The sequence below is a fragment of the Acinetobacter sp. 251-1 genome (assembly GCF_030329305.1).
In the GTDB taxonomy this organism is placed as follows: domain Bacteria; phylum Pseudomonadota; class Gammaproteobacteria; order Pseudomonadales; family Moraxellaceae; genus Acinetobacter; species Acinetobacter piscicola_A.
Genome location: NZ_JACANS010000017.1, coordinates 1 through 17,960 on the forward strand (window position 1 = coordinate 1; position 17,960 = coordinate 17,960).

Below are 17,960 nucleotides of genomic sequence, written 5' to 3' on the forward strand. Positions count from 1 at the left end.
CTTACCCAAGTTACGCCTTAAATTTGGATCAATTAGGGGCGCTTTGCATTTCAAATCTTTGTGCAACAAAGCCATTTTAAAGCGGGTGATTTCTATATCAACAATACAACGACTTACTATTTAAAACCAAATGAATATGTACTATCTGTTAAAAACTGCAAAGAAGAATGTAAAACATATCACACAAAACTCGTTATTAATAATCAGTTTCAAAGTGTAAATATTATATTATCTTTAGATAATAAAGACCGCCCTTTCATTATTAATAAAAAATCATAATATTAAAAATTGAACCCAATTTAAATGAAAATTTGGTTTAAATTAAAACCAACTATTTTAGTATAATTAGTTTCTCTAAATAATATTAAAAATAATTAGAATAATTACTTTAAAATAAACAACAATAGAATAAAAACTCCATTTCATTATTTAGACTTTATTTTAAACATTTTAATCTGCTATTATTTAGTGATGTAATTAACACTTATTTAACTATTATGTCTAATCAAAACCAGATACTGCGTAAGGATTTAAGAACAAAACGCCGAAAAATTTCTATGTTAGAACAAAAACATAGTGAAAACTTTACATTACAACGCCTGATTAAAAATCCTAAATTTAAAACAGCCCACAATATCGGTATTTATCTACATAGTTTTGGTGAGTTACATACTGGAAAAATGATTGAATATTGTTTTAAACATCACAAAAATGTGTATTTACCGCTCATTTGTAACATGAATAAAACCTTGCGTTGGGTTAAAATTTCACATCAACAATATAGAAATAAACGGTTTGTATTACATAAACTCGGCATGTTACAACCCATGGCAAGTCGCGCTTCGCATGTTTCACATTTAGATGTATTGCTCATGCCGTTATTAGCATGTGATGCAGTTGGAATACGTATGGGGATGGGCGGTGGTTTTTATGATCGGACTTTGGCCTCAGCACCATTTAAACCCTATCGTTTAGGACTTGCACATGATTTTCAATTTTTACAGCAAAGGTTGCAAAAAAATCCTTGGGATCAACCCCTTCATGCACTGATTACACCCACAAAATTTGTCCGTTTTCAGTGTCAAATCAGTCAATAGCATCTATTATGATTTATTTATAAACAAATACTTGGCATTTTTTATGCAAATTATTTTTTAAAGCCCTTGTAATTTTTAAAATACCCATCACTATAAAAAACATGGCAACACCGTTGTCACTCATTAGGAGTGCCCATGTCTGAGATTATTATGAATCAAGAAAACTTAGAGCCACAGGTTCCAAGTGTATTACCGCTTTTAGCGTTACGTGATGTTGTGGTCTATCCACACATGCAAATTGCGCTATTTGTAGGTCGTGAAAAATCGATCAATGCAGTTGATGTGGCTCGTAACAGTGACAATTTAGTATTTGTAGTTGCGCAAAAAGATTCGCTTACAGAAGAAATTGATCACGACAATTTATATCAATATGGTACTGTCGCTAAGATTGTACAAGTTGTGAATCACGAAAATGATGAAAACTGTATAAAAGTATTAATTGAAGGTTTACATCGTTCTAAACTGGTACAAATCATCGAAAATGATGAGTATTTATCAGCAGAGCATGCTTTAAGCCCAATGACAGTATCCATTGATGAAGATACGCAAAAAACACGTGTTGAAGAATTACGTGCCTTGTTTGCTCAATATGCAGAAGCAAAATTACGTAATGCACGTGAATTGATTACAGCGGCGAATAAAATTGATGATTTATTGCAATTATTATTTTTTGTCGCAACACGTGTACCTTTGAATATCGATATTAAACAAAAATTCTTAGAGCACGATGAGTTTGAAGCACATTTACAAGAACTCATGACTTATTTGCTACAACAATCTGAAGAACAACAGATTGAGCAAACATTGCATGATTCTGTAAAACGCCAAATGGAAAAGAATCAACGTGAATACTTTCTCAATGAAAAGATGAAAGTCATTCAACGCGAACTTTCTGACATGAATGGTGGTGCTGAAGATGACGTTGCTGAAATTGAAAAACGTCTTACGGAAGCAGATCTACCTGAACATGTTCGTAAAAAAGCTGAAAGTGAATTCCGTAAGCTTAAGTCAATGCAACCTGCTTCAAGTGAAGCAGCAGTGGTTCGTAACTATATTGAGGCGATTTTAGATACACCTTGGAATAAAGCGAGCAAAGTCAGCATTAACTTGGCAAAAGCACAAGAAATTTTAGATACAGATCATTATGGCTTAGATGATGTCAAAGATCGTATTGTGGAATATCTTGCAGTGCAATCACGTGTGAAAAAGCTTCGTGGCCCGATTCTTTGCTTAGTTGGTCCTCCAGGTGTGGGCAAAACTTCTCTTGGTGAATCCGTTGCAAAAGCAACAGGTCGTGAATTTGTTCGTATGGCTTTAGGTGGTGTACGTGACGAGGCGGAAATCCGTGGACACCGTCGTACTTATATTGGTGCGATGCCAGGTAAAATTGTGCAGTCTTTAATTAAAGTCGGCGTAAAGAATCCATTATTCTTACTCGACGAAATTGACAAGATGGCACAAGACTACCGTGGTGATCCAGCTTCGGCATTGCTTGAAGTGCTTGACCCATCTCAAAACAGTAAGTTTAATGATCATTACCTTGATCTTGATCTCGACTTATCTGAAGTGATGTTTATCTGTACTGCCAACAGTATGAATATTCCTGAAGCATTGCTTGACCGTATGGAAGTGATTCGTCTACCAGGTTATACCGAAGATGAAAAAATCAATATTGCTGAACGTTACCTTGTTCCGAAAGCAATCAAGAACAATGGCTTACGTGGCAAAGAATTGACTGTTCATGAGGAAGCGATTCGTGACATCGTTCAACGTTATACGCGTGAAGCAGGCGTTCGTAATCTCGAACGTGAAGTGTCCAAAATTGCACGTAAAGTAGTGAAGGAAGCAGTAAGTAAGAAATCTAAAAACTTACAAGTGGATGTCACTTCAGCAAATCTTCCTGAATACTTAGGTCCGCATAAGTTTGACTTTGGTATGGCTGAAGAAGAAGCTCAAGTCGGCCGTGTCAATGGTTTGGCGTGGACTTCAGTCGGTGGTGAATTGTTAACGATTGAAGTTGCAGCGGTTAAAGGTAAAGGTAAATTCATTACAACGGGTTCACTCGGTGATGTGATGAAAGAATCGATTACTGCAGCAATGACCGTGGTTCGTACGCGTGCCGATGAATTGGGTATTGAAGCTTCTCGTTTTGAAGAAACCGATGTACACGTTCACTTACCTGAAGGTGCAACACCAAAAGATGGTCCTTCGGCCGGTCTAGCCTTGACGACTGCGCTTGTGTCTGCATTCACAGGTATTGCAATTCGTCCTGATATTGCCATGACAGGTGAAACCAGTTTAGGCGGTCGTGCAATGCGTATTGGTGGCTTAAAAGAGAAACTTTTAGCTGCACATCGTGGTGGCGTGAAACTCGTGTTTATTCCACAGGAAAATGTACGTGATTTGGCAGAAATTCCAGACAACGTCAAAGAAGGCTTAGAAATTAAAGCTGTAAAATCAATCGATGAAATTTTACCTTTGGCTTTGGTTGAAATGCCAAAACCTTTAGTTAAGGCACCGATTGTCAAAGCAGTGGATGACGGCAAAAAAGCAGCTCGTCATTAATTTAAAAAGAAAATGAAAGAGAGCGCTACGGCGCTCTTTTTTATTGTACCTAAAATATATGATTTTCAATTAGATAAGTAAAAATTAAAAATAATGCAATTATTTTAAGGATTGTTAAAATTTTTGAATATATTTGCTTGAAATAACAACAATTTCCCTCATAATAAAATGTATAGATACGATCCTACATCCAAAGATCGTTTCGTTAACATCAATTGAATCTCCAGATAGATTGATGTTAAAACGCAGTCCTAACGGCTTTAGGACTGCGCTTTTTATTCAACCATCATGATGATTACTGCGTAAATATAATTACAAATAATTAATTTATTAAAAATTTATTTTATCGTTGATATATAACATCTTATATTGTGTAATCACCTTTATTTTGCAATAGAAAAATTCCATAGCTCTACTTTGCTATAACAATCCACTGGATATTATTTTTAGCTTTGCTGCTGGTAAATTTCACCCCAAATCTAAGAACATTAAAATATCGGGTTATAATATCGATCTATACATGTCACGATTAGTTTTATATGAAAATCCGCATTCTGACCATCGGTCAAAAAATGCCTGCTTGGGTATTGACTGGCTTTGAAGATTATTTCAAACGTATTCAACCTTTTGTACAAACTCAAATCATTGAACTTCCGATGGCCAAACGAGCTAAAAATGACTCTGAAGCAGATATTTTAAAATATCGTAATCTTGAGGGTGATAGTATTTTGACTCAGTTAAAACAAAATGAAGTACTCATTGCTTTGGAAGTCGGTGGACGTGAATTTAGCACAGAAAAGCTTGCTGAAACCATGAAAACATGGATGCTTGAAGGCAATGATGTTGCCCTTGCAATTGGTGGACCAGATGGACATTCTGAAGCGGTACGTAAAGCGGCTGCATGGCATTGGTCATTGTCTAAATTAACTTTACCGCATCCTATGGTACGTGTCATGCTCATTGAGCAACTCTATAGAGCGATGAGTATCAATAACAACCATCCTTATCATCGTGCTGGCTAAACAAGATAGGATGCCACATAAGTCGTTCTACATTTAGAACAATATGTTGAAATAATTCATCTTTCCATCCGCACATTTTTTTGGCATCCTCTTCATTTACATTCAACATAGGTGAATCTCAAATGAATTTACAAACACTTCCAGGTTTATTTATTTCACATGGTTCACCAATGTTAGCACTGAATCCTGAACAAGTGGGACCAGCCCTCTATCGCTTAAGTCTTAATTTACCCAAACCTCAAGCCATTGTAGTCATGTCAGCACATTGGGAGAGTCAGGCACTAGAAGTCAGTACAGGGGTACGTCCTGAAACGTGGCATGATTTCCGTGGTTTTCCACCTGAATTGTATGAAATACGCTACCCTGCGCCTGGAAATCCTGAATTAGCTGAAGAAATTTTGCATTTACTTGCTGAGGCACATCTACCTGCACATGCCAACAGTACACGTCCACGTGACCACGGCGTATGGATGCCTTTACTGCACATGTATCCTGATGCTGATATTCCTGTGGTTGAAATCTCGCTACCGATGAGTATGAATGCGGATGAGATTTATAAAATTGGACAAGCCTTAGCGCCACTACGTGAAAAGCAAATCTTACTGATTGGTTCAGGCAGTATTACCCATAATTTACGTGAATTATCTTGGAATAATGACAATCAGAATGTGCCTGAGTGGGCATCTACATTCCGTAATTATGTGGTCAATAAGCTCACTCATAATGACTACGATGCTGTACTAGATTGGTCAAATATACCTTTTGTTCAACGTAATCACCCTACAATTGAACATTTCGCACCGCTGTTTTTTGCCATGGGCACAGGTACGCGATTTAGTATAGTACATAGTAGTTTTTCTATGGGTGCGCTCGGCATGGACATATATCGTTTTGATTGATATTTAATAAAAATACATAAAATATATTTATTAATTAACAAATATAAATTCATGGATACATTTTGAAACCTAAAATCTCCGAATGTATCCATTGTTTTGTAAGTTAAATCAGTTATGCTCTCTACTATCATTTAAATCAAATACTTGCAGATCATATTATGAAATTACGATATCTTGCACTTGCCCTATTTCCTTTAACCTTAGCTGCATGTCAATCAAGCGATATTCAAAAAGTTGGAGATTTAGCAGTGTCAGTGTTACAACAACAAAATGCAGATAAAATTTTACCAGCTTATCAATGGTCAGTAGATACTGGCGCAGCTAAACCATTGATCTTGAATTTTGCTCAAGATGGCAGCTTAGGTATTTCTACGAGTTGTAACTCTATGTCTACGAGCTGGAAAATTGAAAACAATCAAATTGTTAGCACTAATGTAGCATCTACGCTTATGGCATGTCCAGGTGATGCAACAAAACAAGAAGGTCTTGCTGCAAGCTTGTTTGAAAAAGGTAAAACTGCTTTTGTATTAAACACAAGTAATCCACAAAACCCAACGTTAACCCTGACATCTGCTAAAGGTGAAAAAGTAGTATTTACAGGTCAATTAACACCTGAAACCAAATATAACACGCAAGGTGAAACGATCTTTTTAGAAATCAGCCCTGAAACAAAACAATGTACAGGTGTTGCACCGCAAACGTGTTTACAAGTACGCGAAATTAAATATGCTGACAATGGAGTAAAAAGCCAAGTCGACAAAGATTGGACTTTATTCTATGACAAAATTGAAGGTTTTACCCATACGCCAAATGAGCGTCAAGTGGTACGCATTAAACGTTATGAAATTAAAAACCCTGCGGCTGATCAATCTAAATATGCTTATGTACAAGACATGATCATTGAACGTGAAGCAGTTAAAGGTTCTCTTTAATTTCTTATATATCAAAATAACTTTTTTAAAACCGATGTTTAGGCATCGGTTTTTTTTAATCCTTTTCAATAATTCCAATATGTGTGATTAGAACATGAAAACTAAAATAATGATGCTTGTCCTATTCTGTACGGCTTGTACTGAAAAACCGCGATCTACACAAGAAACTCAAAAGCTACTTGGTCAATATACATGGGCATATACACCACCCAACAGTAACATTCCGATTGAACTGACGTTTAGCAATGATCATCTCAATGCATATACGTCCTGTAACGCTATGGGAGGAGCTTATAAAATTATTGAACAGAAAATGAGTACGCCTTTATTTTATGGTGATGCCCAAGCATGTACACCCAATATCATGCAACAGGAACACTTTATTCGTATGTTTTTTTTGCAACCTGTACCCTTTCAAATTAAATATGCTTCAAGTCAACACCCCAAACTTATTTTCCAAAAAGACCAACAAGAGTATATATTTATCGGTACAAAAATTTTGAGTAAAAATAAAAACCCCCATGGAGAATAAATGATGAAAATCGTGCCATTATTGTTTTTCTGTGCATTATTATCTGTTTCAGCTTGTCAAAACGCCCCCACTCAAAATCAATCTCTAAACCTTACTGCTCCGCTATCCACACAGCAATTCACTGATGCCTTAACACAATATACATGGGGCTATACTCCACCAAACAGCTCAGTGCCTATTCTGGTTAATATTTCAACTCAAGGTACTCAAATCTATAGCGGTTGTAATCAAATCTCAAAAATGCATGTACTCAATGGCAAGCACCTCAAAGCAAATCCTGTTCAGGTACAAACTTTGATGGGCTGTGGTGCACTAGAGCATCAAGAACAGTTAGCGACTCAAATTTTCACGGATGCACATTTAGACATTCAAACACATGCCAAAGACCAAAAAAAGCTGAATGTTTCGTTAAAAAATGGCGCTATATATACCTTTCAGGCACTTCCTTCTATTTCTGATCTCCCCCATTATGATGCTGAATTATTGAAAAAATTTACATGGCAACATCAAACTGATGAACCAAGCCTTGACCAAATTCAACCCTTACTTATCAATTTCACAGCCGATCATATGCTGTTTTATGCAGGGTGTAATCGTCAAAGTCAAAACTATATACTTGAAAATAAGAAGATCATTCCAAAAGGTAACTTGAGAAGCCAAGTGAAATTTTGTGGCAATAGACAACATGAGCGGCAGATTGCTCAAAGTATGTCAAAGCCAATGAGTATCAGGTTTGACTTTTCAACGGCTTTACCCAAATTAATTTTAGAGTCCAAATATCAACCCACTATGATTTTTCAAGCCATTAAAAATAAGACCTGACATTAACCTGATGCAAAGCCATAAAAAAACCGATGCAAAAGCATCGGTTTTTAGATTTATTCAAAGTTTTAAAGCTTAGAATACACCTTGCGCTAACATTGCATCAGCCACTTTTACAAAGCCTGCAATGTTCGCACCGTTTACGTAGTTCACAGTACCATCTTCTTCGGTACCGTATTTCACGCAGTTGCGGTGAATTTCTTTCATGATCGCATGCAAACGCTCATCAACTTCTTCAAATGTCCAACCCAAACGGATTGCATTTTGTGACATTTCAAGACCAGAAGTCGCTACACCACCTGCATTTGATGCTTTACCTGGTGCATAAAGAATTTTCGCTTCGACGAATTTTTCTACAGCTCCAAGTGTAGAAGGCATGTTTGCACCCTCAGCAACACAGATCACACCATTGGCAAGCAATGTTGCTGCATCTTCTTCATTTAGCTCATTTTGAGTTGCGCATGGCAACGCAATGTCACACTTGATTGACCAAGGGCGTTGACCTTCAAGGTATTCAAAGCCATGTTTAGACGCAAATTCAGAGATACGACCACGTTTTACGTTTTTGAGTTCCATCACTTCACATAAAAGCTCTGTTGTGAAACCATCTTTCACATAAACCGTACCGTTAGAGTCAGAAAGTGAAACCACTTTTGCACCCAAATACATTGCTTTTTCAGCAGCATATTGTGCAACGTTACCAGAACCAGAAATGGTGACAATTTTACCTTTAAAACTGTCGCTACGTGTTTTGAGCATTTCTTCTGCAAAATACACTGTACCAAAACCTGTTGCTTCAGGACGGGCCAATGAACCACCGAAAGATAAACCTTTACCCGTGAATACGCATGAAGTGTCATTGCTGAGCTTCTTCATCATACCCGCCATATAACCGACTTCACGACCACCCACACCGATATCGCCCGCTGGAATATCTGTGTTTGAACCGAGATGGCGATATAGCTCAACCATTAAAGCTTGGCAGAAACGCATAATTTCGCCTTCTGACTTACCTTTCGGGTTGAAGTCAGAACCACCTTTACCACCGCCCATTGGCAATGTTGTCAACGCATTTTTAAAAGTTTGCTCAAAACCTAAGAATTTTAAAATTGAAAGGTTTACAGATGGGTGAAAGCGCATGCCACCCTTAAATGGTCCAATCGCAGAGTTATACTGAACACGGAAAGCACGATTGACTTGAGTTTGACCTTGGTCATCTATCCAAGAAACGCGGAATTGAATAGCACGTTCAGGCTCTACAAGACGCTCAAGCAAACCATAATCTGCATATTGTGGATTTTTTTCAATAAATGGCCATAAGCTGGTCATTACTTCTTCTACAGCTTGCAGAAATTCTGGTTGATTTGGATCACGTGCTTTAACGTAATTTAGGAAGTCATTCAGGCTAGTATATTTCAACGCTCAATCCTCAGCAAAAGGGGTGAATCAAAATTGGTCAAATTTTTCAAAAGAATGATATATTTTGGCGCAAAGTATTTAATCTCTTTTGTTAACAATCTACAACACTTTTTCCAATGTTTTTTTAAATAATTATTAAATTCAATGTGATAATTTCTAATTAATAAAAAAATTTATGTCTATTCAGTCTTATTTTTAATAAATTATTTAGGTGTTTTTGCCCACATTCAGCGCACTTTTTGTACCATTTTGGATCAAGTACAAAATCTTCAGAATATGCTAAAATTCAAAAACCTAACTGGCACCTTGTTATATTTTTAAGCACATGACTCCTTCTATTTCTCTCATACAGCAGATTGATGCCCTTTTACCTCAAACCCAATGTGGATTATGCGGACATCGAGATGGTTGTTTGCCTTATGCCAAATCGATTGCTGAGGGAGAAGATGCTAACAAATGTGTACCTGGTGGTCAGCCTGTTGCGGATGCCTTGGCTGCTTTATTGTCCCGTCCAAAATTAGTGGCTGAACCGAGTGTGTGGGAGATCCAAAGTGATGGGCGTCCACAACGGATGAAAGCGATTATTCGTGAAGATGAATGTATCGGTTGTACCAAATGTATCAGTGCATGCCCTGTCGATGCGATCATTGGCTCTGGAAAGCTGATGCACACGATTTTGACAGACTTATGTACAGGCTGTGAACTATGCATTCCTCCATGCCCTGTGGACTGTATTGATTTGGTTGAAGACACGCAAAGTATTCCTACAGCGTCACAGCGTCTTGATGAACAAGCCGATCTCAGACAACGGTATTATGCCCATATTCAACGTGAAGAAAATCGTCGTATTCACCGTAAAGGGCCTGTCGTACGTGCTGAAATAGATACAGAGTTATTCGCTCAATATACTGAACAAAATCAGCAACTCACTGCAATTGAAGTCATTGAAAAATCAGAACAACCTAAATTAATCCTTGATGCAAAAAGCACCATTGAACTGGCAAAGATTCGCACACAAATTAAAAAATTAGAAAAGCAACTTTCCGTACGTCCTGATGCAAAAAAACAGCAGCAACTCGAGGCACTTTTACAGCAATTATCTGATGTGCAAGGAGAATGATCATGGCTGTAAAGAATATGACCAAAAAGCAAATTCAGACGTTCTTTGAGCGTTTACGTGAACAACGACCTCATCCTGAAACTGAGTTAAATTACTCCTCGCCATTTGAACTTTTAGTCGCGGTAACCTTATCTGCACAAGCGACTGATGTCAGTGTCAATAAAGCCACAGATAAGCTTTTTGCAGTAGCAAATACCCCTGAAAAAATCTATGCCTTGGGGGTAGATGGACTCAAGGAATATATCAAGACCATTGGTTTATATAATTCCAAAGCAGAAAATGTCATTAAAGCCTGTAAAATGTTGATCGAACTCCATAACAGCCAAGTCCCTGACAACCGTAAAGATTTGGAAGCTTTGCCTGGTGTTGGACGTAAGACAGCGAATGTCGTATTGAATACAGCTTTTGGGCAGCCAACCATGGCAGTAGATACCCATATTTTCCGCGTAGGTAACCGTACTGGCTTAGCGGTTGGAAAAGATGTGCTTGAAGTTGAACAACGCTTAATTAAAGTCATTCCCAAAGAATTTATTTTAGACTCGCATCATTGGTTGATTTTACATGGCCGTTATTGTTGTATTGCACGTAAACCTAAATGTGCTGAATGCATTGTGTCGGATGTATGTAATTGGCCTGATAAATATGAGTTTGGTGCAATTAAAGAAATTAAGGTGAAAAACCTCTAAAATCAGACTTCACCTATTTATAATGAAGTCTGAAATATACTGTCTTATTTTAAATGCAGTGCTACATCTTTTGCTACTTGTACCGCTATATCATCCCATGCACTATCTAAGAGCCCTGTTTGAGATGATCCCCCAATTTTAGGATCTTTTAAATTAGAGACAAACTTACTTGTCCATTTATTTCCTTTAAATTCAAAGGTTGCAGTTAAAGTTACATTTGCAACATCAATCGCAGGTGTTACATTAAAAAATCCTGCAGAATACTCAAACCCAGATCGAGCATTATCGACATTAATTACCAAGGGTTGCCCTTCTAGGGAAATCGTTGCTACTTGAGAAATTGCCTCCTCAATTCTACTTGACAAGGCAACACCAGTTGGAATACGAGTTCTTGACCCACCCCCTACAAATCCATCTGCCCCCTGAATATCGATACGTTTAGGAAATGTTTCAGGATTCCATTTAATAAAAATTTTTTCATCAGTTTTAGAAAATGCAGATAACTGTGATACTGATGAATAATTTAAACGATTATTAAAGGGTAAATTAACTGCACACCCAGTCATCGCAAACGAAATTGCAATAACAGCTAAAAAAGTTAGTTTTTTCATAATGCCCCCATTTTAAATTAATAAATAATACACCTAAATTTATTTTTATTTTACAACCACGAGTGTATATTCTTTACGAAAATGAATATTCCCACCATACGTATTTCGAGTTTCTCCTTCTAAAACAACTCGATATGTCCCTAGTTGAGTGGGTATGCCTTTGATTTTAATTACATGATCATGATAAGGGCGCTGTCCCATTCCTGTATAAATCTTTAATCCAGAATTTATAGGAATAGAGGTATCCACAAATAAACCATCGATCAAGGTCACTTTTTCAATCTCAATTTTCGCATCGTAATTTTGCCCCACGATAGCATGAGGCAAAATGTTCGGTGTAATCTCAATCTCTTGACTACACGCCATTAACAACAAACTCAATGATAAACATAGCGCTTGTATCTTCATGACACTCCAAAGCGATTATTTATTTTTATTTTCCAAATCTTTTTTCATTTGTTCTAGTCTTTTCCACTCTTCAGCCACTTGAGGATGCATTTGGTAATCGCCTGATTTACGCATTTCACGACGTTCCGCAAGTTCCTCTTTTTGTGTTTTACGCAAAAGTTTGAAACTGATCACCAATAAACTCAACACCACCACGACACTTAAAATAACCAAGGCAATTAATGCAATTTTGATCAAAATATATTCCTTAGCCATAAAAAAAGAGCCCTAATATGAATCAGGACTCTTTTTTTGTCAAAGTTTTAACAACTTTGATCAATGGTTTTATTTATCTAAAATTGCAAATAAATCTTTCTGAACAACTTCGATCTCACGTAAACCATCTAACTTATCATAAGTTGGTGCATTTTCACCTGAAGCAGCACGACCTTGATAGAAACCAACAAGTTGTTCAGTTTCTGTATGATAAGATCCTAAACGTTTACGAATCGTCTCTTCTTGGTCATCTGGACGTTGGATCAGATCTTCACCCGTTTCATCATCTTTACCTTCCACTTTTGGTGGATTGTAAATCGTATGGTAAACACGACCAGAAGCCGCATGCTGACGACGACCAGAAAGGCGTTTTACAATTTCTTCATCAGGCACATCGATTTCAATCACGTGATCAATTGCAATGCCTTCTTTTTCCAAAGCTTCAGCTTGCGGAATCGTACGTGGGAAACCATCAAAGATACAGCCATTAACACAGTCTGGCTGTGCAATACGTTCTTTTACTAAACCAATGATGAGTTCATCTGATACTAAACCACCAGACTCCATCACACTTTTAGCTTTAAGACCTAATTCAGTACCTTCACGAATTGCAGCACGGAGCATATCACCGGTTGAAATTTGTGGGATATTGTAGCGCTTACAGATCAACTGAGCTTGAGTACCTTTGCCTGCTCCAGGTGGTCCGAGTAGGATAATGCGCATAAAAAACATCCTCTTTTAAAACAATATGTATAATACCTTGGTGTCCTCATCTAGTGAGGAGCACTGGCATCTATTTATAAGAAAGCAACAAACAAATGGATTAGACCTGCCAAAAATCCAGTGACCCCACCCAATACAATCAAAAGCCATTCGTCTTCCCTAAAAGCAGGACGTAATAGATTTTGGAACTCTGTTGGTGTCAGTTCACGGATACGCTCTCGAAACATTTGAAAGATTTTCTGTGCACGGCTCGCATTAAAGACTGGGTCGCTTACAGGCACCATCGTAATTTCAATGGAACGATCAATCAAGTCTGTTTTTAGTTTAGCATATTCCGACGGACCAATAGAAAGTTGTAATGCAGTTCGTATTAATGGCGTTTCCATAATACTATTTACATGGCGCTTAATAATACGGCGTGTCTTGTCTTTTTTTGGTCCATACATCATTTCGGTCATGATTGATTTTAACGTAATCAAATCTTCTGTCACAACACTTGCGAAAACATCCGAAACCTCATCTTGACGTTTCATGAATGCGCCTTGTACATTATATGTACCAATACGTGGAATAACGGGTTTAATCCATGGAAATTTTCGATCTTTTGTACGTTCAAAAAATTGAGGATAACGCACATAATGTGGATAAACTGGATTAAAGACCATCCAAATAGCAATCCAGTTGGTTAAAAAGCCCCAAATCGCGGCAAATATGGGCACAGTGCGATGATCAGGAATTAAGATATAAACCGCCATTTGGAATATACCAAAGAATGTTCCAATGAGTGCACTAATATGCCAAATAAAGTTAATTTCTTTTTGACCCACTTTTAAGAACATACGTACCATTAAACGGCGGTCACCTTCCATCTGGCGTACAACCATTTCTTTCATGTTCACCAATGACTCAACATTCATGGTTAACTCTGTCACCAACCCTTTTAAGATCTCAGGCATTTGTTGGTGTGCTTGCGCATAAATACGGCGCTTAATGGAATACGGTAAGTTTTCCCAAAGTACAGCATTACGATCCATCATCACTTCATCAATGAGATGTTCGAGTTCAAAACCCACTTGTTCACCAATGATACGTGCCATGTCTTCAGGTTCCATGGCATTTAAAAACTCATTGAGCGAACCTAATTTAGATAAGGTGTTATCTGTAATAATACCTGAAATACGTCCCGCTTTACGAGGCACAATCCCTTGCCAACCCACAGGCAGAGGACCTATATGAAAACCCCAAAACTTGATTGGGTAAAACACCATTTTTAGTGCCATCCACACATGGATCCAAGTCACAAAAGCTGTCACTGGTACAATACTTAATATTGCAAGATGATCAGGTCGACTAAAAAAAGTGTGCCACAAATCGCTAACGTATTCCAACATGCATGACTCTCATATTTATTTCTATTTGCGGTCTAAACGGCGACATATAAACTTAAAGCCCAAAACTTAAAGTATAAGCAAATTGCAGTTGTGGTCTGGTTTCTTCAATCATTTTGCCACGACTGTCATGTATTTCACTTCCAGCGCCCACACCAACACTAAATGTACTGATGCGTTCTTTATTCAATAAAACATAAGCTAAGTCTACACCTGCGCCATATTGAATCTCATCTTTATTATCAACTTTTTTACTTTTTAATGAACCACCATAAACACCGACATAAAAGCCATTTTTGTCCACCCCATTTAAAAATGCAGGATAACGAAAACCGACTTGCCCGGCAAACTCATGGTCATTGTTTACAAAAGCACCGACTTTCGCATAGGCGATTCCGTATGGATTTACCCATTCACCATTAAAATGAGCAATTTTTTGCGTCAGACCTGCACCAACATTAAATGTTGCAGCATCTGTATTTTGTAATTTTGCTTCTGGTAAGTAATCTTGCCATGCTGCATGGGTCACATTCCCTAATCCTAATAATAATATTAAGGGAAAGCTTTTTTTCATTATTTTCTCCATTGTCCCTAATTTGAGGTCAAACCAGATCTTCCATATTTTTCTGACTTTAACAGAATTATGAAACAACTCATATACAAAACACTAGAAATTTAGTGTCGCTAGGGTCAACAGCGGACAACTAAAATATTGTGTTCGAGCTGAATGAAGAGATGCATTTTTACAGATTTTTATGTAGTTTCAAAACGATTATTACCATTCTCTACCTAATTCTAAGGTAAAATAGCTGCCCGCACTCTGCCCCCCTATTTGCCAAGTAAGTCGATGTCTATATGAAACAGCAGTTTCCCTTAAAGAATGTTCAACAAGAAAAACGCATCTTCCGAAGCCGCATTTTCTTTTCTATTGGCATTGTTTCATTTTTTCTTCTATTACTTGTCTCACGTTATGCGTATTTGCAAATTTTTCATCACCAAGAATTTAGTGAAGCTTCCGATAAAAACCGTATTCGCTTACAACCCATTGCGCCTGCACGTGGTTATATTTATGACCGCAATGGTATTTTACTTGCCGATAATTATCCTGTTTTTACAGCAACACTAAGTAAATCTGATGTTGAAGATATTGATGATACGGTTAAACGCCTAACTCCCATTCTAAATTTAAACGAAGAGGATATTGAGCGTTTTTCAAGCCGAATTAAAACATCAAAGAAAACCGAACGTGTCACACTCAAGCTAAACCTCACTGAAACCGATATTGCACGATTCAGTGAAGTCAAGTTTCAGTTTCCTGGTGTCGATATTGAAACGCAAATGACACGTTATTATCCACATGGTGAATTATTTGCACATGTGATCGGTTATGTAGGACGTATTAACGATAAAGAACTCAAAGAAATTGATAAAGACAGTTATGCCGGAACCAACTTAATCGGTAAAATTGGGGTTGAAAAATCTTATGAAGATTTACTCCATGGTAGCCCTGGTTATGAATCCATTGAAGCAGATGCTCATGGTAATGTCTTACGTCATTTAGGTCGTAAAGAATCAACGCGTGGTAATGATTTATTTTTATCCTTAGATTATGGCTTACAAACTGTCGCCGCTGAACAACTCGCAGGTCGCCGTGGTGCAATTGTTGCAATTGATCCACGCACGGGTGAAATTTTAGCCTTGGTCTCTAGCCCAAGTTTTAATCCAAATCTATTCGTCACAGGCATTGGACACACAGACTATAGTGCTTTACGTGATAATTTAGACCAACCGCTTTATAACCGTGCTGTACAAGGAAGCTATCCACCCGGCTCTACCATTAAACCTATGGAAGCTTTAGGTGGTATTCACTATAAAACTGTAGATTGGTCAACTGCAATTTCTGACCCTGGTTATTTCCATTTACCTGGCGATTCGCATAAGTTCCGTGACTGGAAAAAAACAGGTCATGGTAGTGTCAATATGCACAAATCGATCGTGGTCTCTTGTGATACTTATTTTTATATTCTTGCCCATCAAATGGGTATTGATAAGATGAATGCATGGATGCGTCAATTCGGCTTTGGTGAAAAAACTGGCGTTGATCTCCCGAGTGAAAGTACAGGTCTATATCCAAGCCCTGAATGGAAAATGCGTACACGTAAAACCAAATGGCTCAAAGGTGAAACTATTTCTGTGAGTATCGGTCAAGGTGCATTTACCGCAACGCCATTGCAATTAGCAATGGCAACAGCAATTACTGCAAACCATGGTGCCCATGTTATTCCCCATGTATTACGTGAGTCTAAAGGTGCAAAAGTACATAAAGTCCTCAATGCACCTACAGGTAAAATCAATTTTAGTGGTACGGATGCCGACTGGGTAAAAATGCGTGATGCTATGGTAGACGTAATTCAATCGGGTACGGGGCGTGGTATTCGTACACCAATGTATCAAATTGCAGGTAAAACAGGGACAGCGCAGGTCAAAAGTATTGCGCAAGGAAAACGTTATAATGAAGCATTATTAACTGAGCGACAACTTGACCATGGTTTATTTGTTGGTTTTGCACCTGCAGAAAATCCTGAAATTGCGATTGCAGTGATTTGGGAAAATGGTCGTCACGGTGGTTCTGCTGCACAACTTGCACGCCCTGTATTCGACTATTGGTTACTCACACGCAATAAAAAACCAATTGTCCCACTCAATCATCAAATCAGTGGAGGTCTAATGACGGCAGGGATTAAACCTGGTGAATTACCAAGTGGTGATGTTGCATTATCTGCAGATCCAAATGCCGTGCCAAATGCAACTTCAGATCAGGCGACAACACATTCTCGCCAACCCCATACCCATCAGGCTCGACCTGCACCTGAACAACATGGAACAGAACTCAGTGACTAAAGTAAAAAATCAACTTCGAATTATTGGGGGTGAATGGAAACGTCGAGTTTTACCATTTGCTGACATCGACGGTTTACGCCCTACACCCGATCGCGTACGTGAAACTTTGTTTAACTGGTTGATGTGGGATATTCAAAATGCAAAAGTGCTTGATCTCTGTGCAGGTTCAGGTGCCTTAAGCTTTGAAGCATTGTCTCGTGGTGCTCGACATGTCATTATGGTTGAACCCAATTTACAACAAGTAAAGTTTTTAAAAGAAAACATTCATCTTTTAAAAGCTGAAAACTGCCAGATCAAAGCCCAAACAGCACAACAAGCCATGGCGAGTTTGGATGAAAAATTTGATTTGGTGTTTCTCGATCCACCTTATAGTTTAGATCTGTGGACCGAACTTGCTGAAAAAGTCGATATCTTACTTGCCCCCAAAGCAATGATTTATGTTGAAGCAGATCGAGCTTTAAATACTTTAAAGCTACCCGCACATTGGCAGTTAATTAAACAAAGTAAAGCAGGCGTGGTTCAAGCAGGTCTATTCCAAAAAAATGAGGTATAAAAAAGCTAAGCATCACAGCCCAGCCTG

18 protein-coding genes are annotated in these 17,960 nt (G+C 37.9%); 11 read left to right on the plus strand and 7 right to left on the minus strand.

Annotated features, from left to right (window positions below; all coding sequences use genetic code 11):
* The first annotated feature begins 497 nt into the window (after positions 1–497).
* From HX129_RS13910 to HX129_RS13940, 7 genes are all read left to right on the plus strand, one after another.
* Positions 498–1,097 (plus strand): 5-formyltetrahydrofolate cyclo-ligase, encoded by a 600-nt coding sequence (locus tag HX129_RS13910; protein ID WP_130074671.1) that lies wholly within the window; start codon positions 498–500, stop codon positions 1,095–1,097.
* 135 nt (positions 1,098–1,232) lie between these two features.
* Positions 1,233–3,662 (plus strand): endopeptidase La, encoded by a 2,430-nt coding sequence (lon, locus tag HX129_RS13915; protein WP_286434954.1) that lies wholly within the window; start codon positions 1,233–1,235, stop codon positions 3,660–3,662.
* A 539-nt stretch (positions 3,663–4,201) separates the two neighbouring features.
* Positions 4,202–4,684 carry a 23S rRNA (pseudouridine(1915)-N(3))-methyltransferase RlmH gene (gene rlmH / locus HX129_RS13920; protein WP_130074669.1) on the plus strand — a complete coding sequence of 161 codons (483 nt, stop codon included), beginning with the start codon at positions 4,202–4,204 and terminating at the stop codon, positions 4,682–4,684.
* Positions 4,685–4,806: 122 nt separating this feature from the next.
* Positions 4,807–5,583 carry a DODA-type extradiol aromatic ring-opening family dioxygenase gene (locus HX129_RS13925; RefSeq protein WP_180045685.1) on the plus strand — a complete coding sequence of 259 codons (777 nt, stop codon included), beginning with the start codon at positions 4,807–4,809 and terminating at the stop codon, positions 5,581–5,583.
* Positions 5,584–5,741: 158 nt separating this feature from the next.
* Complete coding sequence (locus HX129_RS13930) at positions 5,742–6,515, plus strand: META and DUF4377 domain-containing protein (protein ID WP_286434953.1); 774 nt, start codon at positions 5,742–5,744, stop codon at positions 6,513–6,515.
* Between the two features lie 94 nt (positions 6,516–6,609).
* Positions 6,610–7,047: an META domain-containing protein gene (locus HX129_RS13935; RefSeq protein ID WP_286434952.1), complete on the plus strand. Its 438-nt coding sequence runs from the start codon at positions 6,610–6,612 to the stop codon at positions 7,045–7,047.
* Positions 7,048–7,869, plus strand: a complete 822-nt coding sequence (locus HX129_RS13940; protein ID WP_286434951.1) for an META domain-containing protein — start codon at positions 7,048–7,050, stop codon at positions 7,867–7,869.
* A 75-nt stretch (positions 7,870–7,944) separates the two neighbouring features.
* Here HX129_RS13940 and gdhA read toward each other — a convergent pair whose 3' ends face one another.
* Entirely contained in the window at positions 7,945–9,288 is a 1,344-nt protein-coding gene (gene gdhA / locus HX129_RS13945) for an NADP-specific glutamate dehydrogenase (protein ID WP_130074664.1), read from the minus strand.
* Between the two features lie 325 nt (positions 9,289–9,613).
* Here gdhA and HX129_RS13950 point away from each other — a divergent pair, with 325 nt between their 5' ends.
* On the plus strand, positions 9,614–10,408 hold the full coding sequence (locus HX129_RS13950; RefSeq protein WP_130074663.1) for an RnfABCDGE type electron transport complex subunit B: 795 nt from the start codon (positions 9,614–9,616) through the stop codon (positions 10,406–10,408).
* A 2-nt stretch (positions 10,409–10,410) separates the two neighbouring features.
* Positions 10,411–11,094, plus strand: coding sequence for an endonuclease III (gene nth / locus HX129_RS13955; protein WP_130074662.1), 684 nt, complete (start codon positions 10,411–10,413; stop codon positions 11,092–11,094).
* A 44-nt stretch (positions 11,095–11,138) separates the two neighbouring features.
* Here nth and HX129_RS13960 read toward each other — a convergent pair whose 3' ends face one another.
* From HX129_RS13960 to HX129_RS13985, 6 genes are all read right to left on the minus strand, one after another.
* Positions 11,139–11,705 carry a hypothetical protein gene (locus HX129_RS13960; protein ID WP_174492191.1) on the minus strand — a complete coding sequence of 189 codons (567 nt, stop codon included), beginning with the start codon at positions 11,703–11,705 and terminating at the stop codon, positions 11,139–11,141.
* A 45-nt stretch (positions 11,706–11,750) separates the two neighbouring features.
* Positions 11,751–12,113, minus strand: coding sequence for a hypothetical protein (locus HX129_RS13965; protein WP_286434950.1), 363 nt, complete (start codon positions 12,111–12,113; stop codon positions 11,751–11,753).
* Between the two features lie 15 nt (positions 12,114–12,128).
* A complete protein-coding gene (locus HX129_RS13970; RefSeq protein WP_353620013.1) occupies positions 12,129–12,347 on the minus strand; it encodes a hypothetical protein in 219 nt (72 codons plus the stop codon).
* A gap of 90 nt (positions 12,348–12,437) precedes the next feature.
* Positions 12,438–13,091 carry an adenylate kinase gene (gene adk / locus HX129_RS13975; RefSeq protein ID WP_130074660.1) on the minus strand — a complete coding sequence of 218 codons (654 nt, stop codon included), beginning with the start codon at positions 13,089–13,091 and terminating at the stop codon, positions 12,438–12,440.
* 74 nt (positions 13,092–13,165) lie between these two features.
* Positions 13,166–14,482: a DUF445 domain-containing protein gene (locus HX129_RS13980; protein ID WP_174492189.1), complete on the minus strand. Its 1,317-nt coding sequence runs from the start codon at positions 14,480–14,482 to the stop codon at positions 13,166–13,168.
* A gap of 52 nt (positions 14,483–14,534) precedes the next feature.
* Positions 14,535–15,053, minus strand: coding sequence for a hypothetical protein (locus tag HX129_RS13985; protein WP_130074658.1), 519 nt, complete (start codon positions 15,051–15,053; stop codon positions 14,535–14,537).
* Between the two features lie 281 nt (positions 15,054–15,334).
* Between HX129_RS13985 and mrdA the strand changes: the two genes are divergently transcribed.
* Positions 15,335–17,380, plus strand: a complete 2,046-nt coding sequence (gene mrdA / locus HX129_RS13990) for a penicillin-binding protein 2 (RefSeq protein ID WP_130074657.1) — start codon at positions 15,335–15,337, stop codon at positions 17,378–17,380.
* Positions 17,373–17,933 (plus strand): 16S rRNA (guanine(966)-N(2))-methyltransferase RsmD, encoded by a 561-nt coding sequence (gene rsmD, locus HX129_RS13995; RefSeq protein WP_265088096.1) that lies wholly within the window; start codon positions 17,373–17,375, stop codon positions 17,931–17,933. Before mrdA ends, rsmD begins: the two co-directional genes overlap by 8 nt.
* The last annotated feature ends 27 nt before the right edge of the window (positions 17,934–17,960 follow it).